We start from the raw sequence: 26,197 nt of genomic DNA on the forward strand, positions 1-26,197 counted from the left end.
TTCGCTGCTGCTTTGGGGTAGCTTAGGCGATCCCGGCGGATTTCGGAAGCGTCTGGTCGATTTTGTCGATGGCGATCGTCATGGCGACGCGCGCGGTGTCGCCGGGCATCACCGTCGCCATGCCGCCGCGGTTGATCGCGTCGGGCATATGGCTGACCGGCTCCAGGCAGAAATCGACGCTGCCCGGCGGCCGATAGACGTGCAGAAACCCGGCCCCGGTCGCTCGCAGCGTCAGGCGCAGGCCGTCGCCGCGCCGGATCGTCGCGGTCCCGTTCCAGCCGGTATAAACATTGTCGACCAGCGTGTCGCCGCGCACGATGGCAGGCCGCGACCAGTCGCCCAGCATATCGGCGGCGGCGTGGCGGTCGGGCAGCATGTCCGGGGTAGAGAGCCAGAGGCCGTCCGCGTCGAACTGGATCATGGTCGCGGCGTCGGCCAGGAAATAGGGGTGAAAGCCCAGGCCCGCGGGCATCGGCAAGTCGCCGACATTGGTGATGGACAGCGACATGGACAGGAGCGAAGGGGTCAGCGCGACCTGCTGCTCCGCCCTATAGGGCCATGGCCATCCGTCACCGCCGCCATGATCGTGGGTCAGGCGCGTAGCCGCTGCAAGTGTCTCGCTCGCCGTCCATGCCGTCTGCCAGCCAAAGCCATGGATGCTGTGCGGATGGTCGCCGAAATTGAGGGGAAGCCGATAGTTTCGTCCGTCAAAGGCAAAGCGCCCGTTCGCTATGCGATTGGCGTAAGGAACCAGCGGAAAGCTCGCCATCGCAAGTGGATCGCTGGCACCGTCCGGCGCACGGCGCAGCAGATTCACGCCGTCCAGCGCGAGGCTCAGCAGCGATCCGCCGACAGCGGGCGAGATGGCCGCTTCCAGCCCTCCCGCCCGCAACAGGATCGTGTCCGTGCTCAGCCTTCCATATCCTCAAGCTCGCGCCCCTTCGTCTCATGCACCATCTTGCGCACGAAAAAGAAGCTGATCGCTGCGAACAGGGCGTAGCCGGTATAGGTCACGACCAGTCCCGGCGACACAGCCAGCGCCGGGAAGCTGACCGAGATGGCGGCATTGGCGATCCACTGGGCGAAGCCGGCGACCGCCAGCCCCGATCCGCGAATCTGGTTCGGGAACATCTCGCCCAGCATGACCCACATGATCGGACCCCAGCTAAGGTTGAAGAAGATCACGTAGAGATTGGCGGAGATCAGCGCCATCAGGCCGTTATGGCCGGGCAGCGACACCGCGCCGTCCGCGCCGGTGACGGCGGTGGAGAAGGCATAGGCGACGATCGCGAGCGTCACCGCCATGCCGGCCGAGCCGATCAGCAGCAGCGGCTTGCGCCCGATCCTGTCGACCAGGGCGATGGCGCCCAGGCACGCGCCGATCGACAGCACGCCCGATAGAATGTTGATCTGCAACGCATTATCTTCGGAAAAGCCGACCGCTTCCCATAGCGTCGCGCCATAATAGAAGACGACATTGATGCCGACCAACTGCTGGAAGACGGCCAGACCAATACCGGTCCACACGATCGGGCGAATCTTGCCGGTGGTCTTGCTGATCAGGTCCGACAGCTTGGGCCGGTGATGATCGGCGGCCAGGCTGGCGCGGATTTCCGCAACCTTGCGCGCGGCTTCCAGCGGACCGAACAGGCGCGTCAGCACCCCTTCGGCATCGGCATCGCGGCCGCGCGCCACCAGATAGCGAGGGCTTTCGGGGATGAAGAGCAGCGCGATCAGGTAGATGGCCGCCGGGATCGCCTGCAACCAGAACATCCAGCGCCAGGCCGGGAAGTCCAGCCATAGCGGCGCGGTGGAGCCACCGGCATAGCGGGCCAGCACGAAATTGGCGACGAAGGCGCCGGTCAGGCCGGAAATGATCATCACCTGCTGCACGCTCGACAGGCGTCCGCGCACGGCGGCGGGGGTGACTTCGGAGATATAGACGGGTGAAATGACGCTCGCCGCGCCGACGCCCAGGCCACCGATGATGCGGGCCAAGATGAAGATGGCCGAAGACCCGGCGGCGCCCGCCAGCAACGCGCTGCCCAGGAAAAGGACGGCCGCCAGCATCATCACGCCGCGTCGGCCGATCAGGTCCGCCATGCGCCCTGCCATGAATGCGCCGATCGAAGAGCCGACCAAAATCGCGCCGACATTGATGCCGATGCCGAGCTTGCCCAGGTCGAAGGCCGCTTCCAGCCCCTTCTGCGTCCCGTTGATGACGCCCGAATCATAGCCGAACATGAATCCGCCGATCGTCGCCACGGCGACGATTGCGGCGATAAAGGCCATATTGACCTTTTCGGCGCTCCCCTCATTCATCTCTCTACCGTCCTTCCTGTTCTTATATCGTTGCGACATGCCCCGGCAGCCCGGCCACGCCGGGATCGAAGGCGAAGAGATCGCCCGCCAGAGGTTGCTGTGCCAGCGCTGTCATGTCCAGCCCCTTGCGCGCGGTCGTGGCGTAGGCGGTGGTCAGGTCGTCGCCGCCAAAGGCGATCTTGGTGATGTTGGCGACCGGGAAGCGCACCTCCCGCATCAGCGTGCCGGTCGGGTCGTAGCGGCGCACCGCCCAGCCGCCGAACAGGCCGGTCCACAGGCAGCCTTCGGCATCGATGGTGGGACCATCGGGATAGCCGGCGCCATCCTCGATCCGGGCGAACAGGCTTGTATTGCCGACCGTGCCGTCTGGCGCCAACGCGGTGCGCCAGATGCGCTTGCCCAGCGTATCGGTGTGGTACAGGATACGCCCATCAGGCGAGAGGGCAGGGCCGTTGGTGATCGACACGGCAGGCAGGCCGCTTTCGATGCACGCGCCCTCGTGGAGACGATAGAAATGGCCGCTTTGGGCCTCCTCCGCATCGTCCATCGACCCGAACCAGATCGCCCCGTCGGGCGCAACGCAGGCGTCGTTCTGGCGGTTGCCCGGCAGATGGGCTTCGGGGGCATGACGCAGGGTGAAGCTGGCGGTGGCGGGGTCGAAGCTGTGGACGCCTGATTGCAGGCCCACGGCGAACAAGCCATCATCGGTCGGCAATATCCAGCCGACCTGGCCTGGCGTCCCCCAACTGCGCCCGACGTCCAGCGCCGGATCGTAACGATGAATCCGATGTCCCTTGATATCGACGAACCACAAAGCCGCGTCGCGCGCCACCCAGACCGGGCCTTCGCCCAGCGTCGCGCCGACCGACAGCACGCTTTGCGGATCGGCGGTCAACATCTCAGCGCCAGCCGGCATCGATGAAATAATCATGGGCGGTGCAGTAACGCGCATCGTCGGACGCCAGGAACATGGCCAGCGCAGCGACATCGACGGGCAGGATGCGGCCGTCCAGGCATTGCGCCGCGACGATCTCCGCCTCGCCTTCGGGCGTGTACCATTTTTCCTGGCGCGGGGTCTTCACATTGCCCGGAATGATCGTGTTGACGCGGATATTGTCGCGGCCCAGGTCGCGCGCCAGGCTGCGGGTCAGGCCCTCGATGGCCGCCTTGGCGGTCTGGTAGAGGGTCAGCTCGGGCAGGGCGAGGTGCCAGCTTATCGATCCGAAATTCAGGATCACGCCGCCGCCCGCGCGCTTCATCGCGGGCACCGCCGCCTGCGCCGCGAAAAAGAGGTGGCGCAGGTTCACCGCCATCCGCTCGTCCCAATAGGCGGGGGTCACTTCCTCGATCGTGTGGCGGTCGTCATTGGCGGCATTGTTGATGAGAATGTCGATCCCGCCAAGCTGCTGCTCGACCGTCCCGATCATCGCCTGCACCGCTTCGATGTCGCGCAGGTCGACGGCGTGAAAGATCGGGGTGACGTTGGCGCCAGTGAGGCGGGCGACCAGCGCGTCGCTCTCCGCCACGGCGATGTCGCAAAAGGCGACATGCGCGCCCTGGCCGACGAACGCCTCGACCAGCCCCGCGCCGATGCCGCTGCCGCCGCCGGAAATGAAAACCCGCTTGCCCTTCAGACTGGGATAGATGGCGCTCATGCGGCGGTGTCTTTCAGCAGGCCGCGCGCGGCGAGATTGGTCATCAGTGCGGTGAGGCCATAGGTCCAGGGCGCGGCGTCCTTCGATGTCACGACCATGTTGACCAGCTTGCCGAGGCGCGGGGTGGAGATGGCGACGACGTCGCCGACCTTGTGGGTAAAGCCGCGGCCCGGATCGTCGCGATCCTGCACCGGGGCGAAGAGCGTGCCCAGGAACAGCGCGAAACCATCGGGATATTGATGTTCCGACAGCGTCTGGCGCACCAGTTCCAGCGGATCGCGGCTGATCTGGTTCATGCTGCTTACGCCTTCGAGGCGATAGCCTTCGGGACCGTCGATCGTCAGTTCGACTTCGGCATTGCGCACATCGTCGATCGTGAAGTCGCCATCGAACAGGCGGATCAGCGGACCAAGCGAGCAGGACGCATTATTGTCCTTCGCCTTGCCCAGCAGGAGCGCCGAGCGTCCTTCGAAATCGCGCAGATTGACGTCATTGCCCAGAGTCGCGCCGATAGCGCTCCCAGCGGCATTGGCGATCAGCACTATTTCGGGTTCGGGGTTGTTCCAGGTGGAATCGGACCGGATGCCGATCTGCGCGCCCGCGCCCACGGTCGACAGCACCGGCGCCTTGGTGAACACCTCCGCATCCGGGCCGATCGCGACCTCCAGATATTGCGACCACAGCCCGTCCTCGATCAGTGCGGCCTTGAGCGCGGCGGCTTCGGGCGAACCGGGCACCACGGCGCGGATCGAGCCGCCGACGCGCTCTTCCAGCCGGCCGCGAATCTCCGCAGCCGCGCTGGCATCGCCGCGCGCCCGTTCCTCGATCACCCGTTCGATCGCAGAGAGGGCGAAGGTTACGCCGCACGCCTTGACGCATTGCAGATCGACCGGGCTGAGCAGCGGCAGATCGAGCGCATCGACCGGGCCAAGGGCTTCGCCGGCATCGGCCGCCAGCGGCAGCTTTTCGATCAGTTGCGCCACGGTCGGTGCGACGCGGCTCATATCATGAGCGATGCCGTCGCGGACCAATATGGGGCTGGGGCCATCAGCGGTCAGGACACGGCCAAGAAACAGGCCGGCGCGCCAGTCGGCGGGCAGGCAATCTACCAAGGTGGACAAGGAGGCGGCCCCCGACATCATCAACTCCTAATGGGACGGTTGTTAATTGATAGCGCTACCAACATGGATCGGGGGGTGAAGTCAAGAGGGTGCGCGCAAAATGCAAAAGGTGGGAGGGGGAAGCAGTTCCGGCTTTTCGTGGCCGCCGCTTTGGGGCATAGCATTGCGAACCATGAGCAAGCCTGAAGACAGCGCGCCGCCGGTCGGTGCAGACGCCGCAAAGCCCACGCCCCCCGCCGCCGCAAAGGCGAAGGAAAAGGATAAGGTCGATCTCGCTACCGCGGCGATCAAATCGGCCGGAAAGGGCGTATGGGCGGGCGCGGCGGTGGGCATCGGTTCTGCCGCGATCGTTGCGGCGCTGCTCTACACCCGCAAAAAAGGTTGATCGCGCGGCGCATTGGCGGCGCACTTCTTCTCAATATTCGGACTTAAAAAAGAGGCGGCATGGCCTTCGTTCCATGCCGCCTCCGGGTGCGACCCCTCAGGCTCTATATCCCCGCCTTCGTGACAGGGGGGAATCAGCCTTTAGCCTGCGCCGCCACTCAGGTAGCTGACAAGTTCAGGCTTGCTGACGGAAATGCTCTTATCTTTGTCGGCGGTCGTAAATGCGCCGTTGGCCCAAGCCGTGACCTGCTCGGCAGGCAGGGTCGACCCCGTCGCCTTCATTTCCTGGCCCTTCAGCGCCACCATCCAGCGCGAAAATTCCGACTGGTCGAGTTGCCCGTCGCTGTTCGCGTCATAGGCGGGGAATTCACTGTCGACGATCGACGCGACCGTTGCGGCGGTGTTGGCCGGAGCAGCGGGCGTCGCTGCCTGCGGTGCGGCGGGTGCGGCCGGAGTCGCAGACTGGGGCGCGGCCGGGCTCGCGCCCTGGTCGGGCGCCATGCCCTGTTGCGCCATGGCGGGTGCCGCTATCGCGAGGGCGGTCGAGAAAAGAAATATGCGGACCATGGTAATCTCCTGTCACCTTCGAATGTGCCGGGAAATAATTGTTCCGGCGATGTCGATTTGCTGCGGAGATAATGGATGACGACTGGTGAATGTTCCTGAACATCCATTCATGTCTCTTCATTCGTCTTGAAAATATGGTCGGCTCGTCGGGCTTCATCATTTTGGGCGGCATGGAATCTTGTCGATCACCCTTTCTTCTCTCTCGATTTGCCCCGACGGGGCGACGCTGCTAGGCGCGCGGCAACATTTCTCCTCCAACCGCAGGATTCGCCCATGGTCCCCCGCTATTCCCGTCCCGCAATGACCGCGCTCTGGGAGCCTGAAGCCCGTTTCAAGATCTGGTTCGAGATCGAGGCGCATGCGACCGAGAAGCTGGGCGAACTGGGCGTCGTCCCGCCGTCCGCGGCCAAGGCGCTGTGGGACTGGTGGGCCACGAACCCCAGGATCGACGTGCCCGCGATCGACGCGATCGAGGCCGTGACCAAGCATGACGTCATCGCCTTCCTGACCTGGGTGGCCGAACAGGTCGGCGACGAAGCCCGCTTCATGCATCAGGGCATGACGTCTTCGGACGTCTTGGACACCTGCCTCGCCGTGCAATTGGCCCGCGCCGCCGACATCCTGATCGACGATCTGGACAAGCTGCTCGACGTCATCAAGCGTCGCGCCTTCGAACATAAGCTGACGCCGACCATCGGCCGCAGCCATGGCATTCATGCCGAACCAGTGACCTTCGGCCTCAAGATGGCCGAAGCCTATGCCGAATTTTCGCGCTGCAAGACCCGCCTGATCGCCGCGCGCGCGGAAGTCGCGACCTGCGCCATTTCCGGCGCGGTCGGCACCTTCGCCAATATCGACCCTGCGGTCGAGGAGCATGTCGCGGAAAAGCTGGGCCTGGCCATCGAGCCTGTCTCGACCCAGGTCATCCCGCGCGATCGCCATGCGATGTTCTTCGCGACGCTGGGCGTGATCGCCAGCTCGATCGAGCGCCTCGCCGTCGAGGTTCGCCACCTCCAGCGCACCGAAGTTCTGGAAGCGGAGGAATATTTCTCGCCGGGGCAAAAGGGCAGCTCGGCCATGCCGCACAAGCGCAACCCGGTGCTGACCGAAAACCTGACCGGCCTCGCCCGCGTGGTGCGCGCCGCCGTGGTGCCCGCGCTGGAAAATGTCGCCCTGTGGCATGAGCGCGATATCAGCCACTCGTCGGTCGAGCGCTTCTTTGGTCCCGATGCGACCATCACCCTCGACTTCGCGCTCGCCCGCCTGACCGGCGTCATCGACAAGCTGCTCATCTATCCCGAGCGGATGATGAAGAATCTCGACAAGATGGGCGGCCTCGTTCACTCGCAGCGCGTGCTGCTGGCCCTGACCCAGGCGGGCGTCAGCCGCGAGGACAGCTACCGCTACGTCCAGCGCAACGCGATGAAGGTGTGGGAATCGGACGGCCAGCTATCGTTGCTGGAACTGCTCAAGTCCGACCCAGACGTCACCGCTGCGCTGCCGGTCCAGGAGATCGAGGACAAGTTCAACCTCGATTATCATTTCAAGCAGGTCGATACGATCTTCCGCCGGGTGTTCGGCGAGGCCTGATAACCCAACATCCGTTCGTTTCGAGCTTGTCGAGAAACGTGAAGCGCTACGCTAGCCGCTTCTCGACTGCGCTCGAAGCGAACGGTGGATAATATCTACCGCCCACCCATACGCGGCCGCACGCGCGGCGCAGCGTCCGACTGCCGCCGGATCAGCGCATGATCCAGCACCAGATGCTCCGCCGCTTCGTCGGTGCGTCGGCCCTTCAACTGCCGCACCAGCACCTCCACCGCCGCGCGCGCCATCGCGCTGATCGGCTGGCGGATCGTGGTCAGCTCCGGCCATATGGTGGTCGCCAGAGAGGTATCGTCAAAGCCGCAGACGGTCAGGTCGCCCGGCACGTCCAGCCCGGTGCGATGCGCGATCGCGACGGCAGCGGCGGCCATGTCGTCATTGCTGGCGAAGATGGCGGTCGGCGGATCGGCCAGCGCCAATATATGTTCGGCCGCGTCCAGCCCGGATCGATAGGTGAAATAGCCCTGCGCGATCAGTTCGTCCTGCACGCTCAGGCCCGCTTCGCCGAGCGCCGCGACATAGCCCTCGAACCGCTTGGCGCTGGCGCTCTGGTTCGGATTGCCCTTGATGAAGCCGATGCGATCATGGCCCAGCCCGATCAGGTGCCGGGTCATTTCATAGGCCGCCTGCCGATCGTCGATGCTGACGGCGGCCAGATCCGACGGCGCGCGCCCGGTCGCCACCGCGACCGCCGGGATGCCCGCCTTGTCCAGCGCTTCCACCATCTCGTTCAAATCACACAGCGGCGGCGGCAGGATCACCCCGTCGATCCGCCCGCGTTGCAGGTGGGCGACGACCGACGCGATCGATATTTCCTCATCCCATTTTTCCACGACCAGGTCGACGCCGCTGCGGCTCGCCTGATCCAGGCTGCCGACCAGAAATTCGCTGAGATAGGAGGAGGAGGGGTTGGAATAGAGCAGGCCGATCCGCGTCTCGTCCCCGCCCGCCAGCGTCCGGGCGGCGGCGCTGGGCGCATAGTTGAGCGCCGCGATCGCGATCTCCACCTTCTCTCGCGTCGCCGCGCGCACGACCTGCTCGCCATTGATGACGCGGGACACGGTCATCGGGGACACGCCGGCATGGCGGGCGACATCATTGATGGTCGGGGCGTTGCGCTGCCGGCGGGACGATCGAACGTCGCTCATGGGATCAGGCTCAAAGATGCGCACTTTCGGTAATATGATGCCGCTGCCGAAATGGTAACGACATCAATCGGTAAAATTAAGTGAATAATCAGTTATGACCCGGCGCATAGGGGAATTTCTGCGCCTTGTACCAATTAAGGTCATGGGCGGGGGCAGCCGACCCGGCGGGCAGGGGACGTTGCGACACCGACTGGAAATAGGCGATGCTGGCGTCGCGCCACCATAAAGCCTCGCGATGCTGGATCGTCAGGAACGTCTCTGTCTGCGCGTACCGCTCCGCATCGACATAGGGTTTGAGCGATGCCCAGGTCGTCTGCATGTCCGCGACGTAATTCACGCCCGCCTCATAATGATGGACAAGACCGTTCCACAACGTCTCGCCCGACTTGAGCCGATAGTCCCACGGCACATGATGGAACCATAGCAGGTCGCGTTCCGGCGTGATCTTGACGCTGCCGAACAGCTTGGCGAGCGGCGCGGCATATTGGCTGACGGCATTGCTGCCCGTCTTCGTCCGGTCAAAGCCGATGCCGGTCGCGTCCGCCTTATGATAATAGACCGGGTTCCATTCAGGCCGCGCCAGTTCCGATACCCATGGCCCCGGACCATAATGATGGCCCGTGTCCATGACATGCGCCAGACCCAGCGGCGTCATATAATCCACCGCCGCCTCGCGCGATCCCATCATCATCCGGACCACGGGCTGCACGACCTTGGGATCGGGCGAAAAGGTCATCTCCGCCCATTCCTTCGCGATCGTCTCCGCCGACAGGCTGGTATCCCAGGCCAGACGGCCGAAGGCATACCAGTCCGCCTGATTGAAGATCGACCCGCTCCAGTCGCGATCGACGCCGATATTGGCGACACCTGCGATGCCGGTCAGCTTATGGCCCTCCAGCGATCCGTCGATCACCTTGGCCACCGTCGATCCCTTGCCCTTGGCGTAGGTATCGGCGTCCAGCACTTCCTCGAACAACGGCCCAAGGTAAGTGAGGTGCGTCGACTGGCCCAGATATTCCTTGGTGATCTGGAATTCCATCATCAGCGGCGTCCTGGGCATCGCGCCGAACAGGGGATGGAAGGGCTCGCGCGGCTGGAAGTCGATCGCGCCATTCTTCACCTGCACGATCACATTGTCGGCAAACTTGCCGTCCAGCGGCTTGAAATCACTATAAGCCTGTTTGGCGCGGTCGTCGGGATTGTCATGGGCATAGACGAAGGCGCGCCACATCACGATGCCGCCATGCGCCTTTACCGCAGCGGCCAGCATGTTCGCGCCATCGGCATGGGTGCGGTTGTAATCCTGCGGTCCCGGCTGGCCCTCGCTGTTCGCCTTGACCAGAAAGCCGCCGAAGTCTGGAATCGCCTTGTAGATTTCGTCCGCCTTCGCCTTCCACCATGCGGCGACGGCCGGGTCGAGCGGATCGGCGGTCTTGAGGCCATCCAGTTCCATCGGCGCGGTCCATTTGACCGACAGATAGACCTTGATGCCATAGGGACGGAAGACATCCGCCAGTGCTGCCGCCTTGGCGATATAGGGCGCGGTCAGGCTATCCGCCTTGGCGTTCACATTGTTGAGGACAGTGCCGTTGATGCCGATCGAGGCATTGGCCCGGGCATAGTCGCTATAGCGCGGCCCTTTCCAGTCGGGCAGGCGCCACCAGTCCCAGATCGACTGGCCGGCATAGCCGCGCTCGACCGTGCCGTTCAGATTGTCCCAATGGTTGAGCAGGCGCAGGCCGATTTTCGGCGCGCTGCGTATGTCCAGATTGTCCAGCTTCTCGCCGCTCTGGGCGAGGCGCAGCCAATGATAGGCGCCATGGAGCAGGCCGATGTCGCTGTTCGCGGCGATCAGCGTGACCGCCTTGCCGTCCATCATGATGGTGCGAATCGCATAGCCTTCCTCGCCCAGCCCGTCCGTCTTCACCGGCAGGGAAGGGGTGGACGCCGGCGTCGCCAGCAGCAGCGCGCCTTGCTGGACCGTTGCTGACAGCGCCGGCGTCGTCCCGGTCATGCCGGCGATACCGCGTTGCAATTCCTGAGTCGCGATGGCCAGCGTCGGGCTGCTTCCGCTTGCCACGATAGCGTTCGCATGGGCCGCCAAAACGCCAGCGCGCGACGGTTCTACGCGCGCATAGCGCAGCCACAGATCATAGCCGTCCTCGGCCTGCGCCATGGGCGCCAGAACCGGCGTCAACGCCGTTCCGGTCACGGCAATCATCCAGCAAAACAGGCGCGCTTTCACGAAGATCCTCTCCCTTGTCCCGAACGTCAAAGCCCATTGATCGGGCATTGACAAGTCTCTCTTGTCGAAGCAATGGTAACGCTATCAGTTCAGCCACGGCAAGCGGAAAGATTGTCGGGGAAATAAAATGGAGAGGGCGTCGTGATCCGTAACCGCAAAATATGGTGTGCCGCGTCGGCGCTGGCGTTGAGTGTCGCCTTGCCGATGGCGCCTATTCATGCGGCGCCCGCAACGGCATCGGCCAAGGCTGTGTACAAGGATGCCGGCGCGCAGATCGAGGCGCGCGTCGACGATCTCCTGGCGCGCATGACACTGGACGAGAAGATTGCCCAGATCACCACCGTCTGGCTCGACAAGGTCAAGATTTTCGATGACCGGCTCCAGCTCGATCCCGCGAAGCTGGCCGCGCAATATCCCCATGGCCTGGGCCATTTCACCCGTCCTTCCGATGCGAAGGGGGCCGTTAGTCCTCGGGTCGCACCAGGACGCAATCCGCGCCAGACGGTCGCACTCGTCAACGCCCTGCAAAAATGGGCGACGACGCAGACTCGGCTCGGCATCCCGATCCTGTTCCATGAGGAAGGGCTGCATGGCTATGCGGCCGTCGGCGCGACCAGCTTCCCCCAGTCGATCGCCATGGCGTCCTCCTTCGACACGGACATGCTGCGCGACGTGAACAGCGTGATCGCGCGGGAGATCCGCTCGCGCGGCGTGCCGATGATCCTGTCTCCGGTGGTGGACATCGCCCGCGACCCGCGCTGGGGCCGGATCGAGGAAACCTATGGCGAAGATCCCTATCTGGTCGGCGAAATGGGCGTTGCGGCGGTCGAGGGGCTGCAAGGCGTCGGCCGTAGCCGCGACCTGCGGCCCGGCAAGGTGTTCGCCACGCTCAAGCATCTGACCGGCCATGGCCAGCCCGAAAGCGGCACCAATGTCGGCCCGGCGCCGGTATCGGAGCGCGAACTGCGCGAGAATTTCTTCCCGCCCTTCGAACAGGTGGTGAAGCGCACCGGCATCGAAGCCGTCATGGCCTCCTATAACGAGATCGACGGCGTCCCGAGCCATGCCAATCGCTGGCTGCTGGAAAATGTGCTGCGTGAGGAATGGGGCTTCAAGGGCGCGGTCGTGTCGGACTATTCGGCGATCGACCAGTTGATGAGCATCCATCATATCGCCGCCAATCTGGAGGAGGCCGCGATCCGCGCGCTCGACGCAGGCGTCGACGCGGACCTGCCCGATGGCCTGTCCTATGCGACGTTGGGCAAGCTCGTGCGCGAAGGCAAGGTGAGCGAGGCGCAGGTCGACCTGGCCGTCCGCCGGATGCTGGACCTCAAATTCCGCGCCGGGCTGTTCGAGCATCCCTATGCCGATGCCGCCGCGTCGGAAAAAATCACCAACAACACCGAAGCCCGCGCGCTGGCGCTCAAGGCCGCGCAACGCTCCATCACCCTGCTCAAGAATGACGGCATGCTGCCGCTTAAGCCCGAAGGCACGATCGCGGTCATCGGCCCGAGCGCGGCCGTGGCGCGGCTTGGCGGCTATTATGGCCAGCCGCCGCACAGCGTCTCGATCCTCGAAGGAATCAAGGCCAAGGTCGGTGGCAAGGCCAACATCGTCTTCGCGCAGGGCGTGAAGATCACCGAAAATGACGACTGGTGGGAGGACAGCGTCACAAAGTCCGATCCCGCGGAGAATCGCAAGCTGATCGCGCAGGCGGTCGAGGCTGCCAGAGGCGTGGACCATATCGTCCTGACGCTGGGCGACACCGAACAGTCGAGCCGCGAAGGCTGGGCCGATAATCATCTGGGCGACCGTCCCAGCCTCGATCTGGTTGGCGAGCAGCAGGCGCTGTTCGATGCCTTGGAGGCGCTGGGCAAGCCGATCACCGTCGTCCTCATCAACGGTCGCCCGGCCTCCACCGTGACGATCAGCGAGCAGGCCAACGCTATTCTCGAAGGCTGGTATCTGGGTGAGCAGGGCGGCAACGCTGTCGCGGACGTGCTGTTCGGCGATGTGAACCCCGGCGCGAAGCTGCCCGTCACCGTACCCCGCTCGGTCGGGCAGCTGCCTATGTTCTACAATGCCAAGCCCTCGGCGCGGCGCGGCTATTTGTTCGACACCACCGACCCGCTCTATCCCTTCGGTTTTGGCCTCAGCTACACAACATTCGACCTGTCGCCCCCGCGTCTGGCCGCGGCCCGCATCGGCACGGGCGGCAAAACAACTGTCTCGGTCGATGTCCGCAACAGCGGCGGGCGGGAGGGCGACGAAGTCGTCCAGCTCTACATCCATGACAAGGTCAGCTCCGTCACGCGCCCGATCAAGGAATTGAAGGGCTTTCAGCGCATCACCCTGAAGCCCGGCGAAACCCGCACCGTCACCTTCACCATCAGCCCCGAGAGCCTCCAGATGTGGAACGATCATATGGAGCGTGTCGTCGAACCGGGCGATTTCGAGATCATGACCGGCAACAGCTCGGTCGCGCTCCAGTCCGCGACGCTGACGGTGACGCCGTGAGCCTCGCGCGTCGCCAGGCGCTCGGCCTGCTCGCTTCGACCTCGCTGTTCGCGGCGGCCCCGGCCGTGGCCGCAAAGGGGAAGGGGCCGCTCTACAAGGATGCCTCCGCGCCCATCGACCTGCGCGTCCGGGATCTGCTGGGCCGCATGACACTGGAGGAGAAGGTCGGCCAGATCATCGCGCTCTGGGCGACCAAGGCGGATATCATGGACGACCTGACCTTCTCGCCGACCAAGGCGAGCAAGGCCTATCCGAACAGCTTCGGCCAGATTACGCGCCCGTCCGATCGGCGCGGTGCGCCCGACGGGTCGCAGCAGGCCGGTGGCGTCGGCGCCCGCTGGCGCACCCCGGCCGACGCCGTCGCCTTCATCACCGCCGTCCAGACATGGGCGATCAAGGAGACGCGTCTCGGCATCCCGGTCCTCTTCCATGAAGAATCGCTGCACGGCTATATGGCAACCGACGCGACCATGTTCCCGATGGCGATCGGCATGGCGGGCAGTTTCGACCGCCAGTTGATGCAGGATGTCCAGTCCGTCATCGCCCGCGAAGTCCGCGCCCGCGGCGTCCATCTGGCGCTGTCGCCGGTGGTGGACATCGCCCGCGATCCGCGCTGGGGCCGGATCGAGGAAACCTTCGGCGAAGACCCTTATCTCTGCGGCGAAATGGGCGTCGCGGCGGTGCTAGGTCTGCAAGGCGAGAGCAAACAGCTTGGCCCGGACAAGGTCATGGCGACGCTCAAACATATGACCGGCCATGGCCAGCCTCAGAGTGGCGAGAATGTCGCGCCAGCGCCGATCAGCCAGCGCGAACTGCGCGAGAATTTCTTCCCGCCCTTCCGTCAGGTCGTGAAGCGCACCGGCATCGCTGCCGTCATGCCGTCCTACAATGAAATCGATGGCGTGCCGTCGCACCAGAATAAGTGGCTGCTCGGCGACATTTTGCGCGGCGAATGGCATTTCGACGGCGCGGTGGTCAGCGATTATGGCGCGGTCCACGAACTCGACACTATCCACCATGTTCAGCCCGACCCGGAGGCATCGGCCCGCGCCGCCCTTCGCGCCGGCGTCGATTGCGAGTTGCCCGATGGCCAGACCTATCGGACGCTCGTGGAACAGGTCCGCGCGGGCAAAGTGCCCCTCGAAGCGGTCGACATCGCCTGCACGCGCATGTTGACGCTCAAGTTCCGCGCGGGCCTGTTCGAAAATCCCTGGCCGCGCCGCGACCATGACACGTTGACCGGCAATGCGGAGGCGCGCGCGCTCGCGCTCAAGGCCGCGCACAAGTCGATCGCGCTGCTCAAGAATGACGGCACGCTGCCGCTCGCTGCTGGCGCGCACAAGCGGGTCGCGGTGATCGGCCCCAATGCCGCCATCGCGCGATTGGGCGGCTATTCTTCCATTCCCCGGCAGGACGTGTCTTTGCTGGAAGGGGTGAAGGCCAAGCTCAAGGGCAAGGCGGAGGTCGTCCATGCGCAGGGCGTCTTCATCACCCAGAGCGAGGATCGCTCGGTCGATGAAGTCTATCTGGCCGATCCCGCCAAGAACCGCCAGTTGATCGCAGAGGCGGTCGAAGTCGCTAAGGGCGCTGATATCATCCTGCTCGCCATCGGCGACACCGAACAGACCAGCCGCGAAGGCTTTGCCAGGAACCATCTGGGCGATCGCACCAGCCTCGACCTGGTCGGCGAACAGAATGAATTGTTCGCGGCGATCAAGGCGACCGGCAAGCCCGTCGTGGTCTGCGCGATCAATGGCCGTCCGCCCAGCTATCCGACCGTGGTAGACGGGGCCAATGCGCTGCTGGAATGCTGGTATCCGGGGCAGGAGGGCGGCACCGCCATGGCGGATATCCTGTTCGGCGACGTCAACCCAGGGGCGAAGCTGCCTGTCACCGTTGCGCGCGACGCGGGGCAAATCCCGATCTTCTACAACCGCAAGCCCAGCGCCCGGCGTGGCTATGTGTTCGAGGATATCAGCCCGCTCTTCCCATTCGGATATGGCCTTAGCTACACGAAGTTCGAGTTTGGAAAACCACGACTTTCCTCACCGCGCATCGGTGTGGGGGGCAGCGTCACGGTCGAAGTCGATGTGCGCAATATGGGGACAAGGGCAGGGGACGAGGTCGTCCAGCTCTATGTTCATGATCAGGTCGCCAGCGTCACTCGCCCGATCAAGGAATTGAAGGGCTTCGAGCGCGTCACTCTTGCGCCCGGCGAAACGACGACCGTGCGCATTCCGCTTGGCCCCGACGCCTTCAGCTTATGGAACCTCGACATGGAAGAGGTCGTCGAACCCGGCCTCTTCGACATCATGGTCGGACCCGATAGCCAGAATCTCCAGACCATCACGCTCGAAATCATCTGAACAGGACCGCTCAAATGCCTAAGATTATTGATGCCAAGGTCATCGTTACCAGCCCCGGCCGCAACTTCGTCACGCTGAAGATCATTACGGACGAAGGCGTCTACGGCCTCGGCGACGCGACGCTGAATGGCCGTGAACTCTCGGTTGCTTCCTATCTTCAGGACCATGTCATCCCTTGCCTGATCGGTCGTGACGCGCACCGGATCGAGGATATCTGGCAGTATCTGTACAAGGGTGCCTATTGGCGTCGCGGTCCCGTCACCATGTCGGCCATCGCCGCCGTCGATACCGCGCTCTGGGATATCAAGGGCAAGATCGCGGGCCTGCCGGTCTATCAACTGCTGGGCGGGGCGAGCCGCGAAAGCGTCATGGTCTATGGCCATGCCAATGGCACCACGATCGAGGATACGGTCAAGACCGCGTTGGAATATCAGGCGCAGGGGTACAAGGCGATCCGCATCCAGTGCGGCGTGCCGGGCATGGCGTCCACCTATGGCGTGTCCAAGGACAAATATTTCTACGAACCGGCCGACGCCGACTTACCGACGGAAAATGTGTGGAATACCAGCAAGTATCTCCGCATTGTTCCCGAACTGTTTAAAGCGGCGCGTGAAGCGCTGGGCTGGGACGTCCACCTGCTCCACGACATCCATCACCGCCTGACCCCGATCGAAGCCGGTCGCCTTGGCAAGGATCTGGAGCAATATCGCCCCTTCTGGCTGGAAGACGCGACCCCGGCGGAAAATCAGGAAGCCTTCAAGCTGATCCGCCAGCACACCACGACGCCGCTGGCCGTAGGCGAGATCTTCAACTCGATCCATGATTGCCGCGAACTGATCGAAAACCAGCTTATCGATTATATACGCGCCACCGTGGTCCATGCGGGCGGCATCAGCCACCTGCGCAAGATCGCCAATCTGGCCGACCTTTATCAGGTCCGCACCGGCTGCCACGGCGCGACCGACCTGTCGCCGGTCTGCATGGCCGCGGCGCTGCATTTCGACCTCAGCGTTCCCAACTTCGGCGTGCAGGAATATATGCGCCATACGCCCGAAACCGATGCCGTATTCCCCCATGCCTACAGCTTTGCCGACGGCGCGATGCATCCGGGCGAGGCGCCGGGTCTGGGCGTCGATATCGACGAGGACCTGGCCGCCAAATATGAATATAATCGCGCCTTCCTGCCGGTGAACCGGCTGGAAGACGGCACCATGTTCAACTGGTGATCGACATGATCGGCTCATCTTCTCAGCCCCGGACTTTCACGCCACTTACTTCCGTTCGTGCTGAGCCTGTCGAAGCACGCGTGCGCGCCCTTCGACAGGCTCAGGGCGAACGGATGTGGGTAGTGTCAGGCGAGAGGATGAGCCGATGAGCACTGCCATTCCCAAACCCTCCGGCCCACCCAAGCCGTCAGGCAAAGTTCGCTGGATCGTCTGCGGCCTGCTCTTCGCGGCTGTCGTGCTCAGCTATATCGACCGGCTCGTCCTGCCGACGCTCAAGCCCGATCTTCAGGCCCGTTATGGCTGGAGCGAGAGCGGCTATGCCGATCTGGCCATCTGGTTCCAGGCGGGCTACGGCATCGCCTATGTGTTTTTCGGTCGCCTGATCGACAGGATCGGCGCGCGGACAGGCTATGCGCTGGCCGTGTCGCTGTGGACGATCGGCCATGTCGCGCACATCTTCTTCACCTCGACGGCGGGAATGCTGATCGCCCGCATCCCGCTCGCGATCGGGGAGGCGGGAACATTCCCCGCCGCCATCGCCGCGACCAATGAATGGTTCCCCAAGAAGGAACGGGCGCTGGCCATCGGCATCTTCAATGCCGGGTCCAATGTCGGGGCGATCCTGACGCCGTTGTTCGTCCCGATCATCGCGGTGACGCTGGGCTGGCGCTGGGCCTTCATCCTGACCGGCCTGCTGACGGTCCTGTGGCTCGCGGCATGGCTGAGCTTCTATCGCCGCCCGCGCGAAAAGACGAGCCTCAGTCCGCAGGAGCTGGCCTGGATCGAAACCGATCCGGTTGAAGAAAAGCGCCCGGTCAAATGGTCGACCCTGTTCCGCCATCGCCAGACCTGGGCCTATATGTCGGGTCGCTTCCTGATCGATCCAGTCTGGTGGACTTTCCTCTTCTGGCTGCCCGATTTCTTCAACAAGCAATATGGCGTGAAGATGCTCGATTTCGGGCCACCGCTGATCGCTGTCTATCTGATGGCGGATGTCGGGTCGGTCGCGGGCGGCTGGGCTTCCTCGCGCTTCATGGGGCGGGGCTGGAGCCTCAACCGCTCGCGCAAGAGCGCCATGTTCCTGGCCGCGCTCTGCGCCGTGCCGATCGCCTTTGCCGCCAGCGCGCCGTCCATGTGGATCGCCGTTGGCCTGATCGGCCTCGCCTGCGCCGGACATCAGGGCTTTTCCGCCAATCTCTACGCGCTGCCCGGTGACGTGTTTCCCCGCTGGATGGCCGGGTCGGTCGTCGGCCTGGGCGGCCTGTCGGGTGCGGTCGGCGGCATGTTGATGGCCAAGTTCGCCGGCGTGATCCTGGAGAGGATCGGTAGCTTCGGCCCGATCTTTGCGGTCGCCTCCGTCGCTTATCTGATCGCGCTGGCGGTCATCCACTTCCTGCTGCCCCGCTATCAGCCGGTGGTCGCCTCTGTTCCCGGAAATCCCGCATGACCAAGACGCTCAGCCTTCATCCCGATCGCCTTTTCCCGTCCGATCCCGCGACCCGCGACATCGCCCGCCGCCTCTATGCGAGCGTGAAGGATCTGCCGATCGTGTCGCCGCACGGCCATACCGATCCGCGCTGGTTCGCCTATGACGAGCCGTTCGCCAATCCGGCGGAATTGCTGATCGTGCCGGACCATTATGCTTTCCGCATGTTGATGAGCCAGGGCGTCAAGCTGGAGGATCTGGGCATCCCGACCGTGGATGGCAGCGCCACGGCCAGCGATCCGCGCGCCATCTGGCGCCTCTTTGCCGAGCGTTATCATCTGTTCCGGGGCACGCCCACGCGCATGTGGATGGACTGGGTCTTCGCCGAAGCCTTCGGCATCGACGTGCAGTTGAACGCGGACACCGCCGATCATTATTACGACATCATCGACGCCGCGCTGAAGACCGATGCCTTCCGCCCGCGCGCCTTGTTCGAACGTTATAATATCGAAGTGATCGCCACGACCGAAGGGCCGCTCGATCCGCTCGACCATCATCGCGCGATCCGGGCGTCCGGCTGGGATGGCAAGGTCATCACCGCCTATCGCCCCGACCCGGTGCTCGACCCCGACGATCCGCGCTTCATCGCCAACGTCCAGCGCTTCTGCGCCATGGCGGGCGAGGATGTGGACAGTTTTGCCGGCTATCTGCGCGCGCATGAAAAGCGCCGCGCTGATTTCCGCGCGGCGGGCGCGACATCGACCGACCATGGCCATCCGTCCGCCTTCACCGCCAACCTGCCGCGCGAAGAGATCGAAGCTCTGTACGCCAGGGTCATGACCGGCCCGGTCACCGCGCGGGACGCGGAGCTGTTCCGTGGCCATATGCTGACCGAAATGGCGCGGATGTCGATCGACGACGGCATGGTGATGCAGTTGCATCCCGGCGTCCATCGCAGCCACAATGCCGCCGTGCTGGCCCGTTTCGGCAAGGACAAGGGCGGCGATATCCCCACCGCCGGTGAATTCGTGCAGGCGCTCAAGCCGCTGCTCGACGTTTATGGCAATGATCCGTGCCTGACGCTGATCCTCTTCACCCTGGACGAGGATGTCTATGCGCGCGAGCTGGCGCCGCTGGCCGGCCACTATCCAGCGCTCAAGCTGGGGCCGCCCTGGTGGTTCCATGACAGTCCGGAAGGGATGCGCCGTTTCCGCGAGCGGATGACGGAAACGGCAGGCTTCTACAATACGGTCGGCTTCAACGACGACACTCGCGCCTTCCTGTCGATCCCGGCTCGTCATGACGTCGCCCGCCGCATGGATTGCGCCTGGCTCGCCCAGTTGGTCGCCGAACATCGGCTGGAGGAGGATGAGGCGTTCGAATTGGCGCGTGCGCTGGCCTATGACCTTGCCAAGACGGCATACAAGCTGTGAGCCGCCTGTCCATCACCACCCTCGCGCAACTGCCCGCCGACATCACGCCGCCGGCCTATGACCGCGCCGCCGTGACCTGCGGCGTCGTCCATATCGGCATTGGCGCCTTCCATCGTGCACACCAGGCGGTGGTCTTCGACGATGCCCTCAATGCCGGCGACCTGCGTTGGGGCGTCATCGCCGCTTCGCTGCGGTCGCCCGGCGTGCGCGACCAGATGCAGCCACAGGATGGCCTCTACACAATGCTTGTGCGCGATGGCGCGACGGAACGAGCGCGCCTGATCGGCGCGGTCCGGCATGTCATCGTCGCGCCGGAAGAGCCGCAGGCGCTGCTCGCGGCGCTGGCCTCCCCGGACACGCATATCGTGACGCTCACCATCACGGAAAAGGGCTACAAGCTGGACCCCGCGACCGGAATGTTGAACGAAAGCGATCCGCAACTCGCCGCCGACCTCATCTCGCTCGATAGTCCGCAGACCGCGCCCGGCTATCTGGTCGCCGCGCTGGCCCTGCGCCGCGCCGCCGGCCTTGCGCCCTTCACCGCGATCAGCTGCGACAACCTCCCGCATAATGGCGCGCGCCTGCGCAATGCCGTGCTGGAACTGGCACGGCGGCACGACGCCGGTCTGGCCGACTGGATCGCAGAGCATGGCGCTTTCCCCGAAACCATGGTCGATCGCATCGTGCCGGCGACCACGCCCGAAGACATCGCCATGCAGACCGAACGGCTCGGCGTCGAAGACCGGGCGATGGTCAAGACCGAACCCTTCCTGCAATGGGTGATCGAGGATCGTTTCTGCAATCTGCGCCCGGATTTCGGGGCAGGGGTCCAATTGACCGCGGCCGTTGCGCCATGGGAAGAGGCGAAGCTGCGCCTGTTGAACGGCGCGCATAGCGGCATCGCCTATCTGGGCGGTCTGGCCGGTATCGACCATGTCCATGAGGTGCTGGCCCTGCCCGAAGCCCGGCATTTCGTGGAAAGGCTCTGGGACGAGGCGGAAACGACGCTGTCGCCGCCGGCCGAGCTGGACGTCGCAGCCTATCGCCGCGAGCTGATGGCGCGCTTCGACAATCCGACGCTGCGCCACCGCACGCGCCAGATCGCCATGGACGGATCGCAGAAACTGCCGCAACGGCTTCTCGCTCCCATCGCCGCGCGCCTCGAGGCGGGGCAGGGGATCGATGCCCTCTCGCTCGCCGTCGCAGCCTGGATTCGCTGGCAGGCCGGTCGAGACGACGAAGGCGACACCTATAAGGTGGACGACCCGCTCGCCGCCCTGCTCGCCGGCGCTCTGGAAAGTGCGCGCACCCCGTCCGATCGCGTCGCCGCCATCCTGTCTTTCGATGCCGTGGTTCCGCCCGAGTTGGCCGAGGATGCGCAACTCAATGCGTCGCTCACCCATTGGCTGACAATGATCGAAACGCGTGGCGCTAAAGGGGCGCTCATGGCCTTCGTGTCACGCTGATCCGCAAACGATATCGTTACCATATGTTGCATTTCGGCAACTTGACAAAAGCCGCAGCGCGTATATTGCAGAGATAGTGATAGCGCTACCAGTTTACGCCCACCGGAGAGTCGGGGGCGGCGCTCAGGAGAGGATTAGTTCATGTCTTCACGCACCCTTATGTTTCGCAGCGCCCTGTTCGCGGCGTCCGCGATCGGCTCGCTGACCCTGGCCCAGGCCGCCTTCGCGCAGGACGCCGCCCCGCAGACTGACCCGGCCACCGCCGCCGCGCCGCAGGACGGTGATGTCGCCGACATCGTCGTGACCGGTATCCGCGGTTCGCTGCAAAGCGCCACCAACGCCAAGAAGAGCGCTGTCGCATTCGGCGACTCGATTTTCGCGGAAGACATCGGCAAGCTGCCGGCCACCAACCTGGCTGAAACGCTCAACCGCATGCCCGGCGTTCGCCTGAACCGTGACATCACCGGTGAAGGTACGCAGGTTGCGATTCGCGGCCTTGGCCCCAGCTTCTCGAAGGTTCTGCTCAACGGGTCGCAGATCGCGGTCGCTTCCGACGGCGGCACGACCGGCGGCGGCGGCGGTAACCGCGAAGTCGATCTCGACTTCTTCCCGTCCGAACTCTTCACCCGGCTCGATCTCGCCAAGTCGGCGACCGCTTCCACCATCGAAGGCGGCATCGCGGGAACGGTCAATCTGCGCAACGCGCGCCCCTTCGACAAGCCGGGCACCCATGTCACGGTCGTTGCGCAGGGCCAATATACCGACACCAATGATCGCATCGGCCCGCGCGGCGCGATCGTCGCCAGCCACACCACCGACACGTTCGGCATCCTGCTCGGCGTTGCGGGCGTCAAGACCAAGACCCGCGTCGATGGTTTCGAATCCGTCGGCTGGACCGACGGCGACCTGGGCACCGTCAACGGTGTTCGCAATGCCGGCGGCAACAATTTCAGCTACGCCTCGGTCGTGCCGCGCAATACCGGCCATGGCCTGGTTGTCGGGCAGCCGGTCGATGTCGTCGCGACGTCGGGCCTGACCCGCGATCAGCTCAGCACCGCGCTGATCCCGCGCCTCGGCCGCAATACGCTCACCGAAGGCGATCGTTCGCGTATCTCGGCGCTGGCTTCGGTCGAATGGCGCCCCAGCGATGCGCTGCATTTCGCGATCGACGGCATCTGGGCCAAGTCCAAGCGCGACTATAGCAAGGTCAACATGAACTGGCAGGTCCGCAATTCGGGACCAGGCAGCACGCCGCAATCGACCGGCGGTATGATCCCGATCGACCTGACCGTGGACGACAACAATGTCGTCACCAGCGGCACCTTCGCCAACTCTTCCTTCTTCCTGGAAGCGAGCCTGTACAAGCAGACCACTCATTTCTGGAACATCAACCCCAGCGTCACCTGGGAGCCGACCGACAAGCTGAAGGTTGTTGCCAACCTCAATATGTCGAAGAGCCGCTTCTTCCGCGAACAGCCGACATGGGCGTTCCAGACCACGCCGCAATCGGGCGTCGATGTCTATTATGACAATACGGACGGCTATTATCCGTCGATCACCACCAATATCGACCTCAACAGCCCGAATGCTGGTTGGCAATGGTATCGCCAGAACGTGCAGAATGTCCGCCGCAAGACCGAAACGCAGGGCGCGCATCTGGACGTCACCTATGGCGACGAATATCTGAACGTGAAGCTGGGCGGCGCCTATGACCGCGCCAAGCGGTTCGTGCGGGCCTTTGACAACAGTATGGCCTATCAGGCGACCGTCTGCGGCGCCAACTGCGCCGGTCTGACCGGATCGATCACCAATGCGCAGGTACCGCAATATCTGCTGCCTATGTCGGTCAGCAATTTCGGTCATCTGGCCAGCGGCGATATCGGCTATACGTCGTTCATCCGGCCCGATTTCCAGAAGATCATCGACGCGACCAACTACAACCAGTTCCGTGACAGTGCGCCCGAAGCACGTGGTGCCGTGACCGGCGGATCGACCGGCGATGTCGATGAAAAAGTCTGGGGCGCCTATTTCGAAATCAACGGCAAGACGACCTTCCTGGGTCGCGACCTGGATGTGAATGCGGGCATGCGCTACGCTCGCACCCAGCAGAATGTCGTGGGACCAAGCCAGGTCGGTGTGGAGATCGTCGAACTCGTCGCCAATTCGACCTACGAGAATTTCCTGCCTGCGCTGAACGTAAGCTGGAGCCCGATGGACAATCTCAAGCTGCGTTTTTCGGCTTCGCGCACGATGACGCGGCCGGAAGCGGGCAACATCCTGCCGGGCATCACTTTCTCTGATCCTACGGCGCTGGAAGCCAGTGCGGGCAACCCGAACCTCAAACCCTTCCTGTCCGACAATTTCGATATTGGCGGCGAATATTATACGGGCGGCATCGGCTATGTCGGCTTGACCGCGTTCCAGAAAAATATCGACGGCTTTACGCAGAATCAGACCAGTGAGGTCAGCTTCGGCTCGCTCAACATTCCGCTGGAAACCCTGCAATCGACGCAGTTGGGTGCATTGCAAGATCGTGCGAGGCGGACTGGGGTCGCGATCGAAAACCTGCCGATCAACGTCAACCGCCCGGTTAATCTGGACGCGATCCGCCTGCGCGGACTGGAAGCAACCTGGGTCCAGCCGCTCGATTTCCTGGTCAAGGGCTTGGGCTTCTCGGCCAACGGCACCTACATCAAGCAATCGTCCAACTCGTTCGTGAACGGGGTGAAACTGATCGCGACCGGCGTGCCGAAATGGTCGTACAACCTTCAGGGCTTCTATGAAAATGGCGGTCTGTCGGTCAGCCTGAACTATGTCTGGAACGACAAGACGGTGACCAGCGGCCCGGGCCAGAACGGCATTAGCACCGCTCGTCTGGGCAGCGATGCCCGTGGTCAGCTCGACCTGTCGGCCGGTTATCAATTGCCCTTCTTCAACAAGGCGGTGCGTCTCACGGTCGATGTGCTCAACATCACCAACGAACCGATCCGTTCGACCTTCGCCTACGACAATGCGCCTTACTCCATCTTCTATCCGGGTACGTCCGTGTTGGCCGGCATCCGCGCGAATTTCTGATCCTCCCCCAAGGACACCTCGCAGGGTCGGCGGCAACGCCGGCCCTTTTTCTTCCGCTGTTCTGACACGGCCGATCGACATCGGATCGGCGAACGAAAGGTCCGGCCACCTCGGCTTTGCCCTTTCAATGTAGGATTTTCTTTGATCTACCAAGGTGATGGGCCGTTCGATCCGTCTTCCCTTGCCGTCGTGGTCGGCGCTCTGTCCTCGGTCACGCACGGGACAAATTTCCGGTGGCTTCGGCGTTACTTTGGCGTGACCTATCGGGCGCTTCGGGGTGGCTTTGCAGGCGCAATCGGGCTGAAAAGCCCGACAACGGTGTGAACTTCGGCGCCGACCCGAAGAACCATGCCATTATCGCGGTCCGCCCGGCAGGGGACCATGATCGAAAGGAAGTTGATCAAATGTCCCTCCGTTTCTGGTCCTGTCTGCTTCCCGCCCTGTTCGCAGCCGCTCCCGTCGATGCGAAAATCTGCGCCCCGACATGGGTGGCGGGCTGGGCCTCCTCTCAGTTCCGGCCGACCGGCGACGCGGCGCTGCCCGTCGGCACGCTGGCGGACCGGACTTTGCGCCAGATCGTCCGCCCTTCCCTATCCGGCGACCGCGTGCGCGTGCGCCTCTCCAACCTTGCCGGAACCCGGCCGCTTGTGCTGGCCGGCGCCAGCATCGCCCGCGCGCGGGGGCCCGCCTCTGCCGCAATCGAACCCCGCACGCTGATGGCGCTCCGCTTCGATGGGCAACCCGACATCGTCATTCCGGCCGGCGCGGACTATCTGTCCGACCCGGTGTCGTTGCCGACAAAGGCGCTGGATACCATCGCCATATCGATCCGCTATGTCGGCGAGCCGGAACAGACATCGCATCCCGGATCACGCGCGACGTCATGGCATCTGCCCGGTGACCACCTCACTGATGCAGCCATGGCCGGTGCAGCCAGCTTCGATCACTGGTTCAATCTGGCCGCGCTGGAGGTCGAACGCTGTGCGCCCGCCAAGCTGATCGTCGCGCTGGGCGACTCGATCACCGATGGCAAGGGTTCCACCACCAACGGCAACGATCGCTGGACCGATCGGCTGGCGGAACGGCTGCAGGCCGACCCGAAGCGCCGAGCCATCGCCGTCGTCAACCAGGGGATAGGCGGCAACCGCCTGTTGCATGACGGCCTTGGCCCCAATGCGCTGGCCCGGCTGGACCGCGACGTGCTAGCCCAGCCCGGCGTCACCCATCTGATCCTGCTGGAGGGGATCAACGATCTCGGCACGCTGACCCGCGATGCGCCGGTGAGCGTCGACGCGCACCGGGCCCATGTCGCCCGCATCATCGGCGCCTATCGCCAGATCGTCGCCCGCGCCCATTCCAAGGGCGTGAAGGTGATCGGGGCAACAATCATGCCCTTCGTCGGCAACGCCTATTATCATGCCGATGCGCAGAATGAGGCGGATCGGCAGGCGGTGAACGCCTGGATCAGGCAACCGGGCAATTTCGATGCGATGATCGATTTCGATCGCGTCACCCGCGACCCTGCGCATCCCGACCGGTTACTGCCCGCCTTTGACGACGGCGACGCGCTCCATCCCTCGCCCAAGGGGTACAGGGCGATGGGGGAGGCGATCCCGCTCAGCCTTTTCGACTGATCCGCTG

General features: G+C 64.0%; 18 protein-coding genes. 10 read left to right on the forward strand and 8 right to left on the reverse strand.

What is annotated here, in order from left to right; translation table 11 throughout:
- Positions 1-22: 22 nt before the first annotated feature.
- The 5 genes from SBA_RS10570 to SBA_RS10590 are packed head-to-tail and all read right to left on the reverse strand — an operon-like array spanning position 23 to position 5,116.
- Positions 23-892: an aldose 1-epimerase gene (locus SBA_RS10570; protein WP_261934382.1), complete on the reverse strand. Its 870-nt coding sequence runs from the start codon at positions 890-892 to the stop codon at positions 23-25.
- A gap of 17 nt (positions 893-909) precedes the next feature.
- Positions 910-2,322, reverse strand: a complete 1,413-nt coding sequence (locus SBA_RS10575; protein ID WP_261934383.1) for a sugar porter family MFS transporter — start codon at positions 2,320-2,322, stop codon at positions 910-912.
- Positions 2,323-2,344: 22 nt separating this feature from the next.
- On the reverse strand, positions 2,345-3,220 hold the full coding sequence (locus tag SBA_RS10580) for an SMP-30/gluconolactonase/LRE family protein (protein WP_261936717.1): 876 nt from the start codon (positions 3,218-3,220) through the stop codon (positions 2,345-2,347).
- 1 nt (position 3,221) lies between these two features.
- The gene (locus tag SBA_RS10585; RefSeq protein WP_261934384.1) at positions 3,222-3,977 is read right to left on the reverse strand and encodes an SDR family NAD(P)-dependent oxidoreductase; all 756 of its coding nucleotides are present in this window, start codon (positions 3,975-3,977) and stop codon (positions 3,222-3,224) included.
- Positions 3,974-5,116 (reverse strand): fumarylacetoacetate hydrolase family protein, encoded by a 1,143-nt coding sequence (locus SBA_RS10590; protein WP_390902444.1) that lies wholly within the window; start codon positions 5,114-5,116, stop codon positions 3,974-3,976. Before SBA_RS10590 ends, SBA_RS10585 begins: the two co-directional genes overlap by 4 nt.
- Before the next feature lie 154 nt (positions 5,117-5,270).
- Here SBA_RS10590 and SBA_RS10595 point away from each other — a divergent pair, with 154 nt between their 5' ends.
- Entirely contained in the window at positions 5,271-5,483 is a 213-nt protein-coding gene (locus SBA_RS10595) for a hypothetical protein (RefSeq protein ID WP_261934386.1), read from the forward strand.
- A 140-nt stretch (positions 5,484-5,623) separates the two neighbouring features.
- Here SBA_RS10595 and SBA_RS10600 read toward each other — a convergent pair whose 3' ends face one another.
- Positions 5,624-6,049: an EF-hand domain-containing protein gene (locus tag SBA_RS10600; RefSeq protein WP_261934387.1), complete on the reverse strand. Its 426-nt coding sequence runs from the start codon at positions 6,047-6,049 to the stop codon at positions 5,624-5,626.
- 273 nt (positions 6,050-6,322) lie between these two features.
- Here SBA_RS10600 and purB point away from each other — a divergent pair, with 273 nt between their 5' ends.
- Complete coding sequence (gene purB / locus SBA_RS10605) at positions 6,323-7,639, forward strand: adenylosuccinate lyase (RefSeq protein ID WP_261934388.1); 1,317 nt, start codon at positions 6,323-6,325, stop codon at positions 7,637-7,639.
- 95 nt (positions 7,640-7,734) lie between these two features.
- Here purB and SBA_RS10610 read toward each other — a convergent pair whose 3' ends face one another.
- The gene (locus tag SBA_RS10610) at positions 7,735-8,802 is read right to left on the reverse strand and encodes a LacI family DNA-binding transcriptional regulator (RefSeq protein WP_261934389.1); all 1,068 of its coding nucleotides are present in this window, start codon (positions 8,800-8,802) and stop codon (positions 7,735-7,737) included.
- An 88-nt stretch (positions 8,803-8,890) separates the two neighbouring features.
- The gene (locus SBA_RS10615) at positions 8,891-11,023 is read right to left on the reverse strand and encodes an alpha-glucuronidase family glycosyl hydrolase (RefSeq protein WP_390902445.1); all 2,133 of its coding nucleotides are present in this window, start codon (positions 11,021-11,023) and stop codon (positions 8,891-8,893) included.
- A 165-nt stretch (positions 11,024-11,188) separates the two neighbouring features.
- Here SBA_RS10615 and SBA_RS10620 point away from each other — a divergent pair, with 165 nt between their 5' ends.
- The 8 genes from SBA_RS10620 to SBA_RS10655 all read left to right on the forward strand — a co-directional run bounded on the left by SBA_RS10620 (position 11,189) and on the right by SBA_RS10655 (position 26,190).
- Positions 11,189-13,564, forward strand: a complete 2,376-nt coding sequence (locus SBA_RS10620) for a glycoside hydrolase family 3 N-terminal domain-containing protein (protein WP_261934391.1) — start codon at positions 11,189-11,191, stop codon at positions 13,562-13,564.
- Positions 13,561-15,930 (forward strand): glycoside hydrolase family 3 N-terminal domain-containing protein, encoded by a 2,370-nt coding sequence (locus SBA_RS10625; protein WP_261934392.1) that lies wholly within the window; start codon positions 13,561-13,563, stop codon positions 15,928-15,930. The genes SBA_RS10620 and SBA_RS10625 overlap by 4 nt, the downstream gene beginning before the upstream one ends.
- Positions 15,931-15,944: 14 nt before the next feature.
- Complete coding sequence (gene manD, locus SBA_RS10630; protein WP_261934393.1) at positions 15,945-17,156, forward strand: D-mannonate dehydratase ManD; 1,212 nt, start codon at positions 15,945-15,947, stop codon at positions 17,154-17,156.
- 145 nt (positions 17,157-17,301) lie between these two features.
- The gene (locus SBA_RS10635; protein ID WP_261934394.1) at positions 17,302-18,603 is read left to right on the forward strand and encodes an MFS transporter; all 1,302 of its coding nucleotides are present in this window, start codon (positions 17,302-17,304) and stop codon (positions 18,601-18,603) included.
- The gene (gene uxaC / locus SBA_RS10640) at positions 18,600-20,015 is read left to right on the forward strand and encodes a glucuronate isomerase (protein ID WP_261934395.1); all 1,416 of its coding nucleotides are present in this window, start codon (positions 18,600-18,602) and stop codon (positions 20,013-20,015) included. Before SBA_RS10635 ends, uxaC begins: the two co-directional genes overlap by 4 nt.
- Positions 20,012-21,481 (forward strand): mannitol dehydrogenase family protein, encoded by a 1,470-nt coding sequence (locus tag SBA_RS10645; RefSeq protein ID WP_261934396.1) that lies wholly within the window; start codon positions 20,012-20,014, stop codon positions 21,479-21,481. Before uxaC ends, SBA_RS10645 begins: the two co-directional genes overlap by 4 nt.
- A 141-nt stretch (positions 21,482-21,622) precedes the next feature.
- Positions 21,623-24,556: a TonB-dependent receptor gene (locus tag SBA_RS10650; protein ID WP_261934397.1), complete on the forward strand. Its 2,934-nt coding sequence runs from the start codon at positions 21,623-21,625 to the stop codon at positions 24,554-24,556.
- 404 nt (positions 24,557-24,960) lie between these two features.
- Positions 24,961-26,190, forward strand: coding sequence for an SGNH/GDSL hydrolase family protein (locus SBA_RS10655; protein WP_261934398.1), 1,230 nt, complete (start codon positions 24,961-24,963; stop codon positions 26,188-26,190).
- The last annotated feature ends 7 nt before the right edge of the window (positions 26,191-26,197 follow it).

Origin of the sequence: Sphingomonas bisphenolicum (assembly GCF_024349785.1) — a bacterium.
GTDB classification, from domain to species: domain Bacteria; phylum Pseudomonadota; class Alphaproteobacteria; order Sphingomonadales; family Sphingomonadaceae; genus Sphingobium; species Sphingobium bisphenolicum.